Raw genomic sequence first — 17,507 nt, 5'->3', positions numbered from 1 at the left:
CGCGGCGGGGAGATATGATCGGCCCGGCCCACGGCTTACCATGCGTTTCCTCCATACCAGCGACTGGCAGCTCGGCATGCGGCGCCTCTTCCTCGACGAGGAGGCACAGCCCCGCTTCGCCGCCGAGCGCTTCGACGTGGTGCGTCGCCTGGGCGCTCTGGCGCGCGACGAGGGCTGCGAGTTCGCGGTGGTGGCAGGAGATGTCTTCGAGTCGAATCGCGTCGCCGCCGACGTCGTCGAGCGCGCCCTCGACGCAATGGCCGCCCACGAGGTGACGTGGTTCTTGTTGCCCGGCAATCACGACGCTCTCGATGCCGCCTCGGTCTATCGCTCGGCGGAGCTCGCCGACGGGCGGCGGCCGGCCAACGTCCGGCTGCTGCTCGACCGCACCCCGGTGCCGGTGGCCAGCGGCGGCGAGCTGGTCGGGGCCCCCTGGCTCAGCAAGCGACCGGGTCGGGACCTGGTGGCGGAGCTGGCGGCGGAGCTCGGAGCGGTTCGCGACGGTCCCCGTCTGGTGGTGGCCCACGGGCGCCTCGACACGCTGCAGACGCAGGATCGCGATCCGGCGATGATTCGTCAGCAGGCGATCGACGACGCCCTGGCGCGCGGCGTCTTTCAGTATCTCGCCCTCGGTGACCGCCACTCGGCCCTGGCCGTCGGCGAGCGGGTCCGCTACAGCGGAACGCCGGAGGTGACGGATTTTCGGGAAGAACGCCCGGGCGAGGCCCTGGTGGTCGATCTCGAGGCCGAGAGCTGCCGGGTGCAGAGTCACGTCGTCGGCCAGTGGAGCTTTCGCGAGCTCGAGCAGCGCCTCGCCGGCGGGGCCGACGTCGATCGCCTCTGCCAGCGCCTCGAAGAGGTCGAGGACAAGACCCGCACGGTGGTGCGATTGGTGCTGACGGGCGAGCTGACTCTACGCCACCGCGCCCGCCTCGACTTCGAGCTCGAGCGCGCTCGGGGTCGCTTCGCCCATCTCGCGGAGCATGCCGAGCGCAGTCGTCTGACGGTGGTTCCGGACGACATCGACGAGGATCAGCTCGAGCTCTCCGGCTTTGCCCTCGAGGCCTTCCGGGAACTGATCGCGGCCGCCCCGGAGGACCCGGTGGCGGGCGATGCGCTGCGCCTGCTGTTCCGGCTGGCGGAGGGCGAGGGGTGAGGCTGCTGCGGCTCAAGCTGCGTCACTTTCGCGGCGTCGAGGAACGGGAAGTTTCCTTCCTGCCGCGCGGCGTGACGATCGTCGAAGGCCCCAATGAAAGCGGCAAGACGAGCCTCGCCGAAGGCCTCGATCTGCTGCTCGAAAAGCGTGCTTCGAGCACTGATCGTCTGGTGCGGGCGGTCCAGCCGGTGGGCCGAGATGTCGGTTCTGAAGTCGAGCTCGAAGCCGAGGCGGGGCCCTATCGCTTCGTCTTCGCCAAGCGCTATCACCGGCAGCACGAGACTCGCCTCCAGGTGACCGCACCGCGTGCCGAGAGCCTCGCCGGCCGCGCCGCCCACGACCGGCTGCGCGAGCTGCTGGCGGAAACCGTCGACCTCGACCTGTGGCGGGCGCTGCGGGTCGACCAAGGGCAGTCTCTGCTGGCACCGGAGGTGGGCCGCTCGCGCTCGCTCCTGTCGGCCCTCGAAGGCGAGGGAGCGAGCCACGCCGAGGGGGCGCGCGACGAGGCCCTGTTCAGCCTCATCGGGAAAGAGCTCGAGCACTACTTCTCGCCCAAGGCGCGCCGCCCCAGCGGCGAGCTTCGGCAAGCTCGCCTGGCGGCCGAGGAGGCCCTGCGGGAGCGCGCGACGGTCGATGCCGAATGTGCCCGCCTGGAAGAGGATGTCGAGCGCAGCGAGCTTCTCGAGCGCCGGCGACAGGCGCTGCGGGACGAGGTCGAAGTCGCCGGTGAGCGGCAACGCGAGGCGGCGGCGCGCCATGCGGAAGTGGCCCGACTCGCCGAGGAGGTGGCGTCGCGCAAGGCCTTGCTCGACGACGAGCGCGCCAAGGGCCAGCTCCTGCGTGAGCTCGCCGAGGCCGAGATCGGTGAGCGCGACCTGCAGCGGCGGCGAGACGACGCGCGGCGGGCCCTCGGCCGGGCCGAGATCGATGTCGAGCCGGCGCGCCGGGCCCAGGCAGCGGCCGAGAGCGAGGCGCAAGCGGCGGTCGAGGCGTTGGCAGCGGCTCGCCAGGTGGTGGCGACGGGGCGCCGGCGTCGCGAGCTCGAAGAGCGTTGGTCGGTGGCCGCCGGGCGGGAAGAGCAGTTGGAGCAGCTCGCGGCGCAGCTCGCGGCGATCGGAGAGGACTTCGACCTCGCGGCCCTCGAGGAGCTCGAGCGCCAGGCCGATCGCACCGAAGCGGCCCTCGACGCGGCGAGCGCTCGCCTGACGCTGCGCGCCGAGCGCACCATCACCTTGGCCGAGGGCGAGAGTGAGCACACGGTGGCGGCCGGCGAGAGCTACGAGGGGCGGGTCGACCGGACGGTGCGGTTGCGGCTCACGGACGGTGAGCTGGAGATTCGTCCCGGGCGCGATCCGCGCGCCTTGGGCGAGCGCCTCGACGCTTTGCGGCGCGACCTCGCGGAGCGCTTGCGGCAGCTCGGCTGCGACAGCCTCGACGAGGCGCGACGCCAGCGGCGGCGCCGGCAGGAGCTGGGCACCCAGATCGAGTCCTTGCGCTCGGCGCGGGTGCCGGGCGAGTCGCCGGCGGAGCTGCAGGCGGCGCTCCAGGCGCTGCCGGCGGAGGTCGGCGGGGACGTCGACATCGATCGGCTGGCGGCGGTCGAGGCAGCGACTCGCGCCGCCCTCGCCGAGTCCCGCCGGACGCTGGCGGCGGCGCAAGGCGAGCTCGACCGCGCCCAGCGCCTGGACCGCGATCTCGAGATCGAGGGGCGCGCCGCCGAGAATCGCCGCTCGCGGGCGCGGGAGCGCATCGGTTCCCTGGTCGAGGCGCTGTCGGGGCCTGCCGAGGAGGAGGAGGGCCAGTTGGGATTGTTCCACCAGGCCATCGATCGATCCGATATCGAGCGCGCCGTGGCTGCGGCGCGGCGTCGCGAGGAGCGCGCCGAGGAGCGCTGGCAGTCCTCGACCTCGGATCTGGCGGCGGCGCGCCCGGAAGAGGTCGCGCGGCGTCTCGAAACGGCCGAGCGAGAGCTGGCGCGGCGCCGTCGCGATCTCGACGAGGTCGTCGGTGAGCTGCGTGAGCTGCAGGGGCGACTGGCGGCGCGGCGTCAGCAGGATCTGTTCGAGCGGCAAGCCGATGCGGCTTCCCTCGAACGCGCCACGCAGGCAGCCCTGGCCGCCGTCGAGGCCCGGGCGGCGGCCGTGACGCGCCTCTACGATGGCTTCGTGGCGGCTCGCGACCGGGCCCGTGAGACCTACAGCGAGCCGCTGCGGCAGCGCATCGAGGAGCTCGGCCGCGAGCTCTTCGGGGCGGACTTCGCCGTCGAGCTCGACGACGAGCTGCAGATCGAGCGCCGGGTGCTCGCCGGTCAGATCCTGGCCGTCGACCAGCTCAGTGCCGGCACCCGTGAGCAGCTCGGGCTGATCGCGCGCTTGGCGGCCGCCTTGGTGGCGGCGCCGACGGCGGGCGTCCCGGTGATCATCGATGACGCTCTGGGATTCTCCGACCCCCAGCGGCTGCGCGCCATGGGCCGGGTACTCGAGCTCGCCGGAGAGCGCTGTCAGGTGATCCTGCTGACCTGTTTTCCAGAGCGCTACCGCAGCGTTCGAGGGGCCCGCTTCGTGCACCTCGAAGGAGCCCGTGGTCCGGATTCCGCGACCTCCTGAGGCGATCTCTCCCTTCCTTCCGTGATCTCTCCCTTCATGCCTTCATGGCGTGCTGACGGACAGATGTCCGCAATCTCGGAGTAGCCCACCCCACGGGCCCTCAGGCGTGATGGACGGGCACCCGCGGGCCCTTTCGGGGTCCGAGTCTGGTTTCAACTGTTTTGGGGGACCTCAGCACCATGAAAAGCACATTCAACAGGAAGATGGTGGTCTTCTGCGCCTTGCTCTCGGCCTTCGCCGGCCTGGTCGGGGGCGAGGAATCGAAAGCGGCAAAAGCGGCGCCCGGCAATGAGGACGTTGCCGAAGAGACGGTGATGGCACCCACCGCCAACGCCATGTGGGTGGTGCGCGATGCGGTCACCGGCAAGCTGCGGGCCGCCACCGCCGACGAGCTTCGCCGCGCCGGTCACGTCGGGCCGGTGGCCAACGAGTCCTCCGAGGGCTTGGTGGCCATCCGCGGCATCGATGGCAGCCTCAAGGTGGATCTCAAGGAGCGCTTCTATCACTCCTCCTTCGCCCGGATCGACGCCGACGGCAAGCTGCACTCGCACTGCGATGACGACGGCAACGCCGCGATCCGTCTCTACCGCGAGCGCGCCGCGGCACGCCAACAGGCCGCGGAAGAGAACAGCACCGAGGCCGGAGGGGAGAACTAGGATGGCGCGCCTGCTCTCCTGCTTGCTGCTCGCCGCGGCCTTCGCCAGCGCGGCCTGGGCCGATGTCACCGTGACCATTCTCAACAACGACGATCCGGGAGAGGGCTTCAACGATCCGACGGTGGTGGCCGCGGTCGGGATCAATCCCGAAACCACCCTTGGCGCGCAGCGCCTGTTCGTGTTCAACCAGGCCGGAGTGATTCTGAGCAACTTCCTCGACAGCAATGTCGAGATCATCGTTCGCTCGAACTTCGATCCCCTGTTCTGCGACGCCCAGTTCGCCCAGCTCGGTTTGGCGGGGGCGGCGTTGCTGAACAGCAACTTCCCCGGGGCCGACCGCCTCGACACCTGGTACCACGTCGCCCTCGCCAACCGCCTCACCGGTCGCGATCTCGATCCCAATCCGCCGGAAGGCTCGGTGGGCCATGATGTCTTCGCGCGTTTCAACACCCTGCTCGACAGCGATGACAACTGCCTCGGCGGCACCGATTGGTACTACGGTGCCGACGCCAACGCCCCCTTCGGCACCCTCGATCTGCTGCAGGTCGTGCTGCACGAGATCGCCCACGGCATCGGCTTTTCGAACTTCGTCGACGAACGCGATGGCACCTCGCCTCTCGACCTGCCGGACATTTACACCGTGTACACCTTCGACACCACGACCAACGAGCACTGGGACACCATGACCGAGGCTGAGCGAGTGGCCTCGGCGATCAACACCGGCAATGTGGTCTGGGATGGACCGCACGTCACCGCGGCCACCGGCTTTCTCACCTCCGGCGCCGATGGTCAGGGCAGGTTGCGTTTCTTCACCCCGAATCCGGTGGCTTTCGGTTCGTCGATCTCGCACTGGATCGACACCGCGTCGCCGGATCTGCTGATGGAGCCGTCCATCGGCAATGTCTCCGGTTACGGCCTCGATCTCACCGACGAGCAGCTCTTCGACGTCGGCTGGGAGGAGGGCCGCACGGGCATTTTTCTCGATGGCTTCGAGAGCGGTGACCTGACCCTCTGGAGCTCGACCGTGCAGTAGACCTCGGACCCGCCGGGGCCGGCGCCTGCAAGGGCTTGCCGATCGCGGTGGGGTCGACCCCGCCGGGGGCGGCTCCCCGCCGCCCCCCGGATCGTCGCCGTCGGGTACTCCCCGTGGTGATTAGGAGTTTCTGCGTCCGCCGGTGGCCATTCTTGTCAGACTTCGATTCGGACTGGTATGTTCGTACGTCATAGCCCTGTATTCGTGACTCCTTGGCCGATGTCTGGAAATCTGTTGCGGGAGGGTCCGCGTACCGGGATGTTGGACAACCTGGTCTCTTCGTATGAATGTAAAACCGCTTTGAAGGAGGACGGAAGATGCAAGCACCGCACGCACCTCTCATGAGGCGTGCCTCGGTCGTCGTCGCCGTCGTCGGCGTTCTCGCTTGCGGAGTCTGGGCCTATGCCAGCTTCGCGACCGCGAACCCCTCGGTGGCTCCGGTGATCGCGGAGATAGAAATCGCACCAGAGCCGACGGCGGAGGGACAGGGTATGCGCGCCTTCATCGATCCCGAGACCGGGGAGCTGCGCGCTCCGACGGCCGAAGAGGTCGCCGAGTCGGGCCTCGCCAGCGCCATCGCCGAGCGTACCGATGTCGGCCTGACCCGCGTCGAGCGGGCCGATGGCTCGACCTCCGTCGACCTGCAGGGGCGTTACATGAGCTACGCCGTGGCCCGCATCGCCGACGATGGCGAGGTGGTTCACGACTGCCTCGACAGCTCCGAGAAGGCAGCCCATTTCGCCGCCGGTCACCATCACCCTCACCCCTCGGTGGAGGAGTAGGCGATGCGTAAGACGACCCTGCTCTCGCTGCTCGCTCTTCTGCTCGCCGTGCCGGCCTTCGGCGCCGCCACCATCACCATCGTCAACATGGACGGTCCTGGCGAGGGTTTCAACGATCCCGGTCCGCCGCTCCTGCCGGCCGCTGGCAACGACACCGCCGCCTCCGTCGGTGAGCAGCGCCTGAACGTCTTCCTGGCCGCCGCCGATCAGTGGGGCGCCATTCTCGACAGCGATGTCGAGATCTTCGTGCGTGCCAACTTCGACCCGCTGTTCTGCGACGCGACTTCGGCAGTGCTCGGCTCCGCCGGCGCCCTGGTGGTGCAGGCCAACTTCGACAACGCCGATTTCGCCGACACCTGGTACCACGCCGCCCTCGCCAACCGCATCGCCGGGGTCGATCTCGATCCGCCGCCGCCGGAGGGTCTGCAGGGCGACGACCTGCAGGCGCGTTTCAACTCGGACATCGACAACAACCCCAACTGCTTGGGTACCAACAACTGGTACTACGGCCTCGACAACAACGCGCCGGCCAACACCACCGATCTTTTCCAGGTGGTCAAGCACGAGCTCGGTCATGGTCTCGGCTTCGCCAACTTCGCCAACGAGGCGACCGGTGCCCTGTTCCAGAACCAGGCGGACATCTTCACCCAGTTCAGCCGCGACAACACCACCGGCCTGCTGTGGTCGGAGATGAACGACGCCGAGCGGATGGCTTCGGCGATCAATGACCAGAACCTGGTGTGGACCGGCGCCGCGGTGCGCGCCGAGGCGCCCAACGTGCTGGTCAACCCGGCGGCCCTCGTGATCACCGCTCCGGGCGGGATCGCCGGCACCTATGCTGCCCAGGGCGCGACCTACGGCCCGGCGGTGGCGGTTCCCGGTACCAGTGGCTCGCTGGCGATCGCCAACGATGGTGCCGGTGCCGATCCCCTCGACGGCTGTGAGCCGTTGGCGGGATTCCCGGCGGGCAACATCGCGATCATCGCGCGCGGCAACTGCGCCTTCGTGACCAAGACCCAGAATGCCCAGGCCGCTGGCGCCATCGGTGTGGTGGTGACCAACAACGCGGCCACCGGTCTGCCGCCGATGGGCGGTACCGATCCGGGTGGCATCACCATCCCGAGCATCGGCATTTCGATGGCCGACGGCGACACCATTCGCGGTGTCTTCCCGGTGGCCAACCTGGGCGGCGCGCCGCAGGGTTCGATCACCCTCGACGTCAACAGCCTGGCCGGAGCCGACGCCAATGGCTTCGTCAAGCTGTTCGCGCCCAATCCGGTGCAGCCGGGCTCGAGCGTTTCCCATTGGGACACCTCGGCGACGCCGAACCTGTTGATGGAGCCCTTCATCAATCCGGACATCGGCACCGACGTCGATCTGACCGACGAGCTGTTCGCCGACATCGGTTGGTTTGGCGCCAACTTGCCGGACATCATCGAGGTTCCGACGGTCGACACCATCGGGCTCTTCGGTTTGGCGTTGTTGCTGCTGGCTGCGGCCCTTTGGATGATGAGCCGCCGCCGTCGCGAAGACGTCTAGTCCTTTCCGCTGCCGGATCTCACGATCCGGTCGCTGGTGGTTCACGGCCCGCCCCCGAGGGGCGGGCCGTTTCTCGTTCACGGGGTTAGAGAGTTGCTCTCGACCCGTCCGTGGAGTCCGAAAACCAAGGTCCCGCTGTCGGGGTCGTTCGACGAGATCTCGACGAAGCCCGAGTAAACGCCCACGGTGGGACTTCGGAGCTGGACCCGGAAGGTCGTGCTCGCGCCAGCGGCCACGGTGGAGTCGGGAGCCTCGATGAGGGTGAAGTGATCTCCCGAGACGATGTCGGTCGGTTGGTGAATCACCAGCGCCGAGTTGCCTCGGTTCTCGATCGTGAACTGACGCGACGAAGTGCCCATGGGCACCGCCGGAGGCAGCAAATAGAGGCCGCCGTCTTGAATCTCGGTGCCGTTGCTGGTGACCACGAGATGGGGACCCGAAGGGTCACTGACGGTACCGAGGAATCCGATCGAAAAGACCGACTGATCCGGATCGTTGGTGGCGATTTCTGCACTGCCAGCGAAGGTCCCGGCGGTGTTCGACATCAGGCGAACCCGGAAGCTGGTCGAGCCTCCCGCTGGAACGGTGGCGGCCGGTGCTTGGATCAGCGAGTAGCCAATCCCCTGGACGAAGTTGCCGGGGTTCGAGATGGTGAGGGTCTCGGACCCCCGGTTCTCGATCTCGAAGAGCTTCCACACCGGTGCTCCGGTCTGGGTGCTGGGGAAGACGACCGGATTACTCACCGGATAGATGACGCCTCCACCCACCTCGGAAATCCAAAGATCGGGGCCCGCTGCGGGAAGCACTCGACCGGAAATCGAGAACTCGAAGCTGGCCGGCGTTGGGTCGGACGACGAGATTCGAATCTGGGCGGTGTAAGCCCCGGGTAGCGCGCAGACCTTTCCCAGGGTTGCCCAGAAGTGGCTCGATTCCCCGGGCGCCAGGCTGGACGATGGTCGTGAAGTCTGAGACCAACAGGGACCGCTCACCAAGGCGCCGGCGTTGAAGATGCTCAACGTTTGTTGGCCGGTGTTGGAGACGCGGATCTTGTAGCTTCGCCGACTCCCGAGCTGCGGCTGGGCACCGGGAAGATCGAACGACGAATCGGGCCGAATGATCTCGCCGGTGACGAAGTGCTCGACCCGGAGATTGGGGCCCGGCTCGGGGACGACTTGGCCGGTGATCGACAGCTCATAGATGCCGAGATCCGGGTCATTGCTGTGCAGCTCGAGCTGTCCCGTGTAGGTGCCCGGCTGACCGCATTCGAGGGTGATCTCGAGGTCGCTGCTCTGACCGGCGGCAATCACCGCCTGCGGCGGCGACGACAGAGACCAGCAGTCTCCGGTGATGCGGGCCGTCTCGATCTCGAGGTCTTGCTGACCGCGGTTTTCGAGGCGATAACGTCCGGTCCAGGATGAGCCCGTGGTGGGTGGCGATTGAACCGTTTCATCAGAACCGGACGGAACCTCGCTGCCATTGTGAGGCCGTGTCACCATCAGATCCGGCTCGGCCGATGGCGGACTGTGGTCGACCCAGATCGATACTCTGGTGTGGGTCGGGGTGTAGAAAGTGGACTCGTCTTCAATGACGACGAGCTCGACCTCGTGCAGCCCCTCGCTCAAATCCGAGGTATCGATAACGAGGGCATGGGCCGTGCCGGACGCCATGTCGGATCGAAATTCCGCGCTGACCGGTGAGCCATCGACAAAAACCGCGAATCCGGCGAGGCCATCGGGGTCGAACCCACGGGCCAGGACGAAGTAGGTGTCGTCGACGATTTGGACTCCCTCAGGACCGGTGGATCCGAAGCGAGAAGCGGTGGTGGTCTTCAGCGTGGCGCCGGTGCCGAGGGTCGGACTCGAGCCGCTGGAGCCCCAGAAGGGGCTATCCGCGGCTCGCTCCGTGTCGTGACAAACGGGACTGCAGTCGATGGTTTCAGTACAGACCTCCATTTGGTTCGGATAGTCGGGATCCTGACCACAAGGATCATTGGCTCCTGCCGTCGGGTTCGGGATGCAGAGCACCCAGCTACAGGTTTGATGCTCGGTGGTGAAGCAGTCCGTGCGGCACTCGAGATTTCTCAGGTTGCGCCAGACGTTTTCGATGTTCTGCAGTGATATGGGAAGAGATTGCAGGCGGTCGAGCCAGTAGCGAAAGTGAAAGGTATCTTCGATCGGAGGATGTGGAATATTGGGCTCGCCACAGCCAAGGCCGGATTCCGCACCGGCCAAGTTGGTGCAATCGTCTGGAATGATGCAACTGCCATCCTCATTCTCTCCTGCGACGCAGTAGCAGAACCCATCGATTCGGTGGTTTCCGAACTCGATCTGGCCCGAGTCCGGCGAAAACTCACAGAAGAGTGCATCCCTGCCGGTGCTGGGGTTGATCGCCGTCGAGCCGCGGTAGCGAACCTCGAACTGGGAGCCATCGAGCAAGGGACCGACCTCTTCGATGTTGGGTAGCGGGCCGGCGTTCAAAGTGGCTTGGATCGGAGGAGCGTTCCCGCCGTTGGGAAGACTCTGCAGCACCAAGACCGAAATGGTGTAGTTGGCCGGCGCAATCGCCTCGATTTCGAGGTTGTAGGACGGAGTGCATGGCAGATATGCCGTGGTGGTGTAGGCCGAGGTCTCTTGAGGGTTGAGGCCGTCGTAGGCGGCGCCTTCGAGGCGAGCGAAAACGCCATTGTTGTGGAAGTTACCGAAGGCATCGACGTAGCAGTTGTCAACCGTGTTGACAATCGAGCAGGTCAAGAACTGACCGTCCGTTTGGACTGGGGCGACGGGCGGCGAGATGTACTCGAAATCGTAGGGGTGAGATTCGAGCTGATCCCAGGTGTCCGGACTGAGGCTTTGAACATTGAAGCGGGGATCGCAGGAGATGTAATCGAGACCGCCGGCCTCGGCCAGATAGACGGTCCCTTGCACGATGACCTGGCTCGTTGTTGGCGAAACCGGGACGATGGAAAGGGAGCGGGAGGCCACGTCGAGAACCGGACTATGGCGGTGCTGAATCCAGATGACAGGGCCCTGGCCGAGCACCTGGGAGCCGGCGGAGAGAAGGAAGGCAGCCATCAGGACTGCTGCGAGAGTGGATCTTCGGGTCATGGATCAGGTCTCCTTGGCAAGAAGTGACCAGCCGCGAGGCTGGTCTCATGGATGTGACGCCTGAAGGTGCACTCCGTGTGTGTATGGGTTTACTTCAGCTCAGCAGCTCGAGGTTGGGCTCCAGGGCCGAGGCTTGAACCGTTCCTGGAGATAGAGGCGCTGAAGACAGCAAAAGCCCGCTCTCCGGGGGGAGAGCGGGCTTCTCCGCGACCGGATCGGGCGGCCGCTCAGAGACCGGCGCTGCGCTCGGCGATGCGGCTCAGCAGGTCGGCCTGGAGCTCGGCCACCGGGACGCCGTTCTGGCGCGAGCCGTCGCGCTTGCGGACCGCCACCGTGCCTTCCTCCATCTCGCGGTCTCCGACCACCAGCATGTAGGGAATCTTGGCGAGCTGGGCCTTGCGGATCTTGGCGTTCATGCGCTCCGAGGCGAGATCCGAGTCGGCCCGGATGCCGGCCCCGCGGAGCTCCGCGACGACCTTCTCGGCATACTCGTTGTGGCTGTCCGAGATCGGCACCAGGCGAACCTGCTGCGGCGCCAGCCAGAGCGGGAAGGCGCCGGCATAGTGCTCGATCAGGAAGCCGACCAGGCGCTCGTGGGTGGAGAGCGGTGCCCGGTGGATGCAGAGCGGGGTGGCGGCACCGCCCTCGCCGGTGATGTACTCGAGCTCGAAGCGCTCCGGCTGGGCGAAGTCGACCTGGTTGGTGGCGAGGGTGAACTCCTTGCCGATGGCGCTCTTGATCTGAACGTCGATCTTGGGGCCGTAGAAGGCCGCCTCGTCGGCGACCTCGACGAAGGGCACGCCACCCGCTTCCATGGCGCGGCGCACCATGTCCTCGGTCTTCTCCCACAGGCGCTGGTTGTCGACGTACTTCTTGCCCAGGCCCTTCCTGTGGTGGGTCGACAGGCGCATGAAGTGGCTCTCGATCTCGAACAGGCGGAAGTACTCCTGGTACATGTCGATCACCGCCATGAACTCGCTCTCGAACTGCTCCTCGGTGCAGTAGATGTGGGCGTCGTTCATCTGCAGGGAGCGCACTCGCATCAGGCCGAAGAGCTCGCCGCTCTTCTCATAGCGGTAGCAGGTGCCGTACTCCGCCAGGCGCAACGGCAGGTCGCGGTAGCTGCGCGGCCGACTGCCGAAGATCTTGTGATGGAAGGGGCAGTTCATCGGCTTGATGTAGTAGTTGAAGCCGTCCATTTCCATCGGCGGATACATGCTCTCGGCGTAGTACGGCAGGTGGCCGCTCTTGTGGAACAGGCTCTCCTTGGTGAGGTGCGGCGTGCGCACCCGCTCGTAGCCGGCCTTGAACTCGAGCTCCTTGGCGAGCTTCTCGAGCTCGTCGATCAGGATGCCGCCGTTGGGCAGCCAGAGGGGCAGGCCGGGGCCGACCTCGTCGTCGAAGGTGAAGATGTCGAGGTCCTTGCCGATCTTGCGGTGGTCGCGCTTCTTGGCTTCCTCGAGGAGGTCGAGGTGGCGACGGAGCTCCTTCTTGTTGGTCCAGGCGGTGCCGTAGATGCGCTGCATCATCGGGTTGGCCTCGTCGCCGCGCCAGTAGGCCCCGGCGATCGACATCAGCTTGAAGGCATCGACCGGGATCTTGCCGGTGTGCTCGACATGAGGGCCGCGGCAGAGGTCTTCGAAGGAGTCCTGCCGGAAGGTGGTGATCTCCGGAGCGGCCTCGATCTCATTGCCGTCTTCGTCGACCTCGCCGCTCGCCAGGCCCGCGATCAGCTCGACCTTGTAGGGCTGATCGGCGAACAGCTCGGAGGCTTCGTCGGCGCTCACCACCCGGCGCTCGAAGTCGTGGCGGCCGCCGATGATGCGCTTCATCCCCTTCTCGATCGCCGCGAGATCCTCGGGCGAGAAGGAGATCGGCTTGCCGTCTTCGTCCTGGCCGAGGTCGAAGTCGTAGTAGAAGCCGTTGTCGGTCGGGGGACCGATGCCGAGACGGGCTTGTGGGTAGAGCTCGAGAACCGCCTGGGCCAGCACGTGGGCGGCGCTGTGGCGGATTTCGTAGAGGCGGTCCTGGGCGAGTTGGCTCGACTTGGCCATCGGAGGGCTCCTGGGTCGACGTCCGCGGCAAGCGGACGGAAAAGAAAGTTTCGAGCCGGGAATGTTCGCATGCTCCCGGTTGCTTGCCAACCCCGCCCGGGCCGGTCGTTGCGGCGCTCTAGAGCGGCTGCTCGACGATGTCCGAGGACTCGTTGCAGTAGAGGTCCCGTCGCCGGGTCAGATCGGCGATGACGGCGGCGCGAAAGTCGCCGTTGGGGGCGATCGCCTCGAGCTCGGCGCGGTAGTCGGCGATCTCGAGCACTTCGAGCCGCATACGGATCTTCTGGAACAGCCGCGGCAGCCGTTGTCCCGGAACCTGGACATGGTGCAGGCCGAGGCTGTAGGCGAGCAGCAGGCGGCCTTTCGGAACCGCCTGGAGAATGTCGGCGATGCCGCCGCGGACTGTCATCGGACGACCCTTCGAGTCGAGGCCGTTGGCGCGCTTCATGCGGCCTTCCGGCAGCAGCGCCACCATCGCCTTGGGATCGTCGATCTTGCCGAGCACCGCGCTCCAGGTTTCGTCCCGCTGACGGCTGATCGACACCACGTGGGCGGCGAGGGCGCGGAAGAAGCGGCCGGTGATCGGCCGATCTATGGTCTTGGCGGCGATCGGGATGACGCCGTGATCGGCGAGGCGGCGGAGGAACCGTAGCGGCACGCCGCCGGCGAAGATCGGCTCGTAGAGGCTGGTGTGGTTGAGGATCGCCACCACCCGCAGGCCCTGCCAGGGGTCGCCCGGCGGAATCTCGCCGACGCGCTTCAGGTCGACCCGGAAGAGCAGCCCCGAGACGAGGCGCAGCATCACCAGAAAGCTGAAGGTGAAGAGCGCCCTCACTCGGAGAGTTCGCTGTTGCAGACCTGGGCAAGGGTCTGCTCCCGGGCCTTCTCGATGCGGGCCATGCGGCGCTGGAACTGGCCGAGGGCGAAGTCCGTGAAGTCGTCGAGCTGGAGACCGAAGGGCATCACCTCGTAGCTGGCGAAGGCCTCCGGAATGATGCCGAGGGCCGGCGGCAGCAGCTCGCCCATGCGCTGCTCGATGGCGCGCCACACGGAGTCGCCGTGCTCGGCGACGAGACGCGACAGCAGGTACACGCCATAGGCCAGGTGGCGTGACTCGTCGCGCTTGAGGTGCCCCACCGCCTGGCGCATGCCGGGCATCAAGTCGTGGCGCTCGAGAATGTCGTGGTATCCCCGGTAGCCGGTTTCGGCGAGCACCCCTTCGACGATGATGTTGTAGGTCACCGAGGCGCAGGCCTGGGACTCCGGCGACGGGTCCTGCTCGAGGCGCTGCAGAGCCTGCGGCAGCTCGTTGTAGAAGATGGTGCGATAGCTCGGCGTGTGGTAGCGCGACAGGTCCGTGTGCTCGTCGGCGACCTCGTCGAGGAAACGCCGGAAGAGCTCGACATGCTTGGCCTCTTCCCACAGGAAAGCCGCCAGGAACATCTCCTCTTCGAGCCGACCTTCCCGGGCCACCACCTGGATCAGCGGCAGCAGGTCGAGGGCGACGGATTCTTCGCCGGCCTGGAACAGAGAGGTCAGCCGCAGCAGCACATCGCGCTCGTCCTCGGACAAGCGTCGCCAGTCCTCGGCGTCGCGCCGAAAGTCGATGTCCGCCGGATTCCAGATACCGTGGCGTTTCGCCTTCTGCCACAGGCGCATCGGCGGCAGGCGATGATCGAGGCCTCGCGGGCTGGTGGTCTGAAAGGTGCGTTCTGGGGTCATGGGCTGGACTCCTGGCGGCGGGCATCGACGCGGCGCGCGGCGGCGACGAGCTCCTGGGCGGCTTTGGCGTGGGGAACCAGTTGGGCGGTGCGGCCGCGCTCGAGCTTGAGCTTGCCCGACATCATCGCCCAGATGGGCTCGATGTCGCCGCTGAGAACCCGCTGCCAGTCGTGATCCGTGGCGCGCAGGATGAAGGCGGCGTCGCCGGTGTCCTGCTGCGAGGCGACCCGGGCGGCCCGGCAGTCGCCATGCCAGAGATCGAGGAAGGCCAGCCGCTCTTCGCCCGTCGGCAAGGCCATGATGAACAGGATCGAGCCCTCCCAGGCGGCGGCCGCGGCGCGATAGGCGTCGCTGCTGTTGAGCTCGTCGCCCCACTCGGCGATCCAGGCTTGCGAAAAAACGTCCGGTGACACGTCAGCTCCTTGCGACGGCGCTGCCGATGTCGGCGATGATGCGCAGGTGGTGTTGCTGGTGAATGGCGAGAAAGCGCAGCCATTGGCGGGCATTGAAGTAGCCCAATACGGCGTGGCGACTGGCCTGCCGGCTGTCCGCGATGCGCGGCAGATCAGCTTCGAGGGCCGGCAGCCGCAGGCGGTAGGCTTCGAGCCGCTGACGGGCCGCCTCGCGACCGCCGTCACCCGGAAACCACTCCGGCCGTGCCTTGCCGCGGCCGCGCGGAATCCTGCCGCTCAGGAGCACCAGCCGCCCCATGGTGCTGGGACTGCCCTGAGGGTGGCCGTTGCCGCCGAGCAGCGAGTCGATGGTGTCGAGGGTCAGGCTACCGGTGATGCCGAGATGCTCGAGATGCTGCGCCACATTCCAGGCGGAAACTCTCTGCTGGCGAGCATCGATCGCCGGGCCGGCGCCATCGAGAATGGCGATCAGGTGATCCGACTGGGTGACGATGCGCCGGAACTGGCGGCCCAGGGCGGGTGTGGTCGGCGGATTCACCAACAGATCCTATCCGATCCGTCGGCCGCCGCCGGGAGGCCCCGTCGAGCCTCCGGAGGGACTCTCGAAAAGCGCCGTCGGCAAGGGGCGAGGTGGTTCCTTCGGCGGTGATGGTGGACTGTCGAGTCGGCGTCGGCGGGAACGGTTTCGAAGGCCCGGCGAGCGCGATAGGATCGGCCCCCGAGGAGGGGGATTGCGATGTCACAGAATCAGAAAGAGGGCGCCGCGTCGCCCCAGCGACCCGCCGTTTCGGCGATCATCACCACCTTCAACGAAGAGGCGAACATCGCCGGTTGCATCGATTCGCTCCTCTGGTGCGACGAGATCTTCGTCGTCGACTCCTTTTCCACCGACCGCACGCCGGAAATCGTCCGCGGCTACGAGCAGGTGCGCTTCCATCAGCGCACCTATTACGGCTCGGCGTCGCAGAAGAACTGGGCGATGGATCAGGTGGAGCATGACTGGATCCTGATCTTCGACGCCGACGAGCGCTGCACTCCGGCCTTGCAGGCGGAGCTCGAGGGCATCCTCGCCAAGGGTCCGAAGTACAACGCCTACACGATCACTCGGCGGGTCTACTTCTTGGACAAGGTGATTCGCTTCTCGGGTTGGCAGCACGACCGCGTGGTGCGGCTGATTCGCAAGGGGACGGCGCGCTACCCCAACCGTCGGGTGCATGCCGACATGACCACCGAAGGGCCGGCGCCGATCCTCAAGAACGCCATGCAGCACTACATGGTGGACAAGCTCGACGAGTACATCCTGCGGATCGTCAAGTACAGCGTGTGGGGCGCCGCCCAGGGCTGGCGCGATGGGCGGAAGTCAGGGTTCGTGCAGGTCTGGGGACGCTCCGTCTGGCGATTTTTCCGCACCTACATTTTGCAGGGAGGCTTCCTCGATGGCATGCACGGCCTGGTGTTTTGCATGCTGCAGGCCTACGGCACCTACATGAAGTGGGCCATTCTGTGGGGCTGGCGGGTCAACGCCGCCCGCGGCAAGCAACCCAACCTGCCGCCCTTCGACGACGACGACGAGGTCTGGGAGCCACCGGAGGACGAGGAAGCGACTGCAGGCCCGCCAGCCCGGTGACGGCGATCAGGCCATGACCCGCTGGGAGTCCTGCGGCGTGACCAGCCACAGGATCAAGTAGACCAGGATGCCGGGGAAGGTGGCCGAGCAGACCGAGAGCAGCACGTAGGCGATCCGGACGAAGGTCGGATTCCAACCCAGCCAACGAGCGATACCGCCGCACACGCCGGCCAGGACTTTGTCGTCCGTCGAGCGATAGAGGGCCATGAGTTCTCCTTTCCGTCGCGAGGGCCGAAGTGGCCCTCGTCGGACCCTACGTTTGGCCTCGCCTCGATGTTTCCACCGCCGCGGGCGGATGCCCGCTCGGCCCTTCTGCGCTCGCTGCCTCGGGCTCGTCGAGGCTCCGAATCAGCAGCCGGGGCAAGACGAATTGTCGACCACGAAATTGAACACGCCGGGATCCTGGGAATCCTCGAAGCGGGCCGAGTCGTCGAGGTCGGGGTCGCCCTGAATGCGGTAGCAGCGGTTGACCACCAGATTGGGATTCTGCTCCGCGTTGACGATCAGCTTGCTGCCATCGGCGCCGCTGCCCTCGAGGGTGGCGGCGGCGTTCTCGATGACGGTGCGGCAGCCGTCCGATTCATCGCGAACGGTGACGTTCGAGAAAAGCTGGCTCTGGAAGCGGGTTTGGGAGACCTGGCGCTTGGAGTTGTTGGAGCGAGGCTCATGGCTCAGGGACACGGTGACGGTGATGGATTGAAGGTCGGTCATGGGAACCCTCCTGGGAAGTGGGTGGCTGGTGGTGACCGGCTGCCCGGCCAGCGCTGGCGGCCAGCGGTCTCGTGTCGCGATGCTTCGAGAGGTCAGACGGTGGG

The 17,507-nt window shown here is 66.7% G+C and carries 15 protein-coding genes; 7 read left to right on the top strand and 8 right to left on the bottom strand.

The features are described 5' to 3' along the window. The first annotated feature begins 40 nt into the window (after positions 1 to 40). The 6 genes from AAF604_08255 (at position 41) to AAF604_08230 (ending at position 7,772) form a co-directional block, all read left to right on the top strand. The gene (locus tag AAF604_08255; GenBank protein MEM7049636.1) at positions 41 to 1,156 is read left to right on the top strand and encodes a metallophosphoesterase; all 1,116 of its coding nucleotides are present in this window, start codon (positions 41 to 43) and stop codon (positions 1,154 to 1,156) included. Next, on the top strand, positions 1,153 to 3,762 hold the full coding sequence (locus AAF604_08250; GenBank protein MEM7049635.1) for an AAA family ATPase: 2,610 nt from the start codon (positions 1,153 to 1,155) through the stop codon (positions 3,760 to 3,762). The genes AAF604_08255 and AAF604_08250 overlap by 4 nt, the downstream gene beginning before the upstream one ends. A gap of 179 nt (positions 3,763 to 3,941) precedes the next feature. After that, a complete protein-coding gene (locus AAF604_08245; GenBank protein MEM7049634.1) occupies positions 3,942 to 4,418 on the top strand; it encodes a hypothetical protein in 477 nt (158 codons plus the stop codon). A 1-nt stretch (position 4,419) separates the two neighbouring features. Continuing rightward, entirely contained in the window at positions 4,420 to 5,451 is a 1,032-nt protein-coding gene (locus AAF604_08240; GenBank protein MEM7049633.1) for a hypothetical protein, read from the top strand. A gap of 317 nt (positions 5,452 to 5,768) precedes the next feature. After that, the gene (locus AAF604_08235) at positions 5,769 to 6,233 is read left to right on the top strand and encodes a hypothetical protein (protein MEM7049632.1); all 465 of its coding nucleotides are present in this window, start codon (positions 5,769 to 5,771) and stop codon (positions 6,231 to 6,233) included. A 3-nt stretch (positions 6,234 to 6,236) separates the two neighbouring features. Beyond that, positions 6,237 to 7,772: a PA domain-containing protein gene (locus tag AAF604_08230; GenBank protein ID MEM7049631.1), complete on the top strand. Its 1,536-nt coding sequence runs from the start codon at positions 6,237 to 6,239 to the stop codon at positions 7,770 to 7,772. Between the two features lie 77 nt (positions 7,773 to 7,849). Here the strand turns inward: AAF604_08230 and AAF604_08225 are convergent, their stop codons facing one another. The 6 genes from AAF604_08225 to AAF604_08200 form a co-directional block, all read right to left on the bottom strand. Next, the gene (locus AAF604_08225; GenBank protein MEM7049630.1) at positions 7,850 to 10,876 is read right to left on the bottom strand and encodes a choice-of-anchor D domain-containing protein; all 3,027 of its coding nucleotides are present in this window, start codon (positions 10,874 to 10,876) and stop codon (positions 7,850 to 7,852) included. Between the two features lie 227 nt (positions 10,877 to 11,103). Further along, a complete protein-coding gene (thrS, locus tag AAF604_08220) occupies positions 11,104 to 12,930 on the bottom strand; it encodes a threonine--tRNA ligase (GenBank protein ID MEM7049629.1) in 1,827 nt (608 codons plus the stop codon). 118 nt (positions 12,931 to 13,048) lie between these two features. Continuing rightward, positions 13,049 to 13,765, bottom strand: coding sequence for a hypothetical protein (locus AAF604_08215; GenBank protein MEM7049628.1), 717 nt, complete (start codon positions 13,763 to 13,765; stop codon positions 13,049 to 13,051). Beyond that, on the bottom strand, positions 13,762 to 14,652 hold the full coding sequence (locus AAF604_08210; protein MEM7049627.1) for a R2-like ligand-binding oxidase: 891 nt from the start codon (positions 14,650 to 14,652) through the stop codon (positions 13,762 to 13,764). Before AAF604_08210 ends, AAF604_08215 begins: the two co-directional genes overlap by 4 nt. Continuing rightward, complete coding sequence (locus AAF604_08205; protein MEM7049626.1) at positions 14,649 to 15,065, bottom strand: SCP2 sterol-binding domain-containing protein; 417 nt, start codon at positions 15,063 to 15,065, stop codon at positions 14,649 to 14,651. The genes AAF604_08210 and AAF604_08205 overlap by 4 nt, the downstream gene beginning before the upstream one ends. A gap of 1 nt (position 15,066) precedes the next feature. Further along, on the bottom strand, positions 15,067 to 15,603 hold the full coding sequence (locus tag AAF604_08200; protein ID MEM7049625.1) for a DinB family protein: 537 nt from the start codon (positions 15,601 to 15,603) through the stop codon (positions 15,067 to 15,069). A gap of 198 nt (positions 15,604 to 15,801) precedes the next feature. Between AAF604_08200 and AAF604_08195 the strand changes: the two genes are divergently transcribed. After that, the gene (locus AAF604_08195) at positions 15,802 to 16,692 is read left to right on the top strand and encodes a glycosyltransferase family 2 protein (protein MEM7049624.1); all 891 of its coding nucleotides are present in this window, start codon (positions 15,802 to 15,804) and stop codon (positions 16,690 to 16,692) included. 6 nt (positions 16,693 to 16,698) lie between these two features. Here the strand turns inward: AAF604_08195 and AAF604_08190 are convergent, their stop codons facing one another. Beyond that, positions 16,699 to 16,899 carry a PspC domain-containing protein gene (locus tag AAF604_08190; GenBank protein ID MEM7049623.1) on the bottom strand — a complete coding sequence of 67 codons (201 nt, stop codon included), beginning with the start codon at positions 16,897 to 16,899 and terminating at the stop codon, positions 16,699 to 16,701. A gap of 141 nt (positions 16,900 to 17,040) precedes the next feature. Next, entirely contained in the window at positions 17,041 to 17,403 is a 363-nt protein-coding gene (locus AAF604_08185) for a hypothetical protein (GenBank protein ID MEM7049622.1), read from the bottom strand. Between the last annotated feature and the right edge of the window lie 104 nt (positions 17,404 to 17,507).

The sequence above is a fragment of the Acidobacteriota bacterium genome (genome assembly GCA_039028635.1).
Taxonomy (GTDB): domain Bacteria; phylum Acidobacteriota; class Thermoanaerobaculia; order Multivoradales; family JBCCEF01; genus JBCCEF01.
Note: the sequence above shows the minus strand (reverse complement) of the source record. Positions and strands in the feature narration are given on the sequence as shown.

Excerpts from the sequence above, each read along its gene's own strand:
- AAF604_08185 (MEM7049622.1), bottom strand. The coding sequence starts at position 17,403 with ATGACCGACCTTCAATCCATCACCGTCACCGTGTCCCTGAGCCATGAG.
- AAF604_08195 (MEM7049624.1), top strand. The coding sequence starts at position 15,802 with ATGTCACAGAATCAGAAAGAGGGCGCCGCGTCGCCCCAGCGACCCGCC.
- AAF604_08190 (MEM7049623.1), bottom strand. The coding sequence starts at position 16,899 with ATGGCCCTCTATCGCTCGACGGACGACAAAGTCCTGGCCGGCGTGTGC.
- AAF604_08230 (MEM7049631.1), top strand. The coding sequence starts at position 6,237 with ATGCGTAAGACGACCCTGCTCTCGCTGCTCGCTCTTCTGCTCGCCGTG.
- AAF604_08225 (MEM7049630.1), bottom strand. The coding sequence starts at position 10,876 with ATGACCCGAAGATCCACTCTCGCAGCAGTCCTGATGGCTGCCTTCCTT.
- AAF604_08235 (MEM7049632.1), top strand. The coding sequence starts at position 5,769 with ATGCAAGCACCGCACGCACCTCTCATGAGGCGTGCCTCGGTCGTCGTC.
- thrS (MEM7049629.1), bottom strand. The coding sequence starts at position 12,930 with ATGGCCAAGTCGAGCCAACTCGCCCAGGACCGCCTCTACGAAATCCGC.
- AAF604_08255 (MEM7049636.1), top strand. The coding sequence starts at position 41 with ATGCGTTTCCTCCATACCAGCGACTGGCAGCTCGGCATGCGGCGCCTC.
- AAF604_08245 (MEM7049634.1), top strand. The coding sequence starts at position 3,942 with ATGAAAAGCACATTCAACAGGAAGATGGTGGTCTTCTGCGCCTTGCTC.
- AAF604_08240 (MEM7049633.1), top strand. The coding sequence starts at position 4,420 with ATGGCGCGCCTGCTCTCCTGCTTGCTGCTCGCCGCGGCCTTCGCCAGC.
- AAF604_08210 (MEM7049627.1), bottom strand. The coding sequence starts at position 14,652 with ATGACCCCAGAACGCACCTTTCAGACCACCAGCCCGCGAGGCCTCGAT.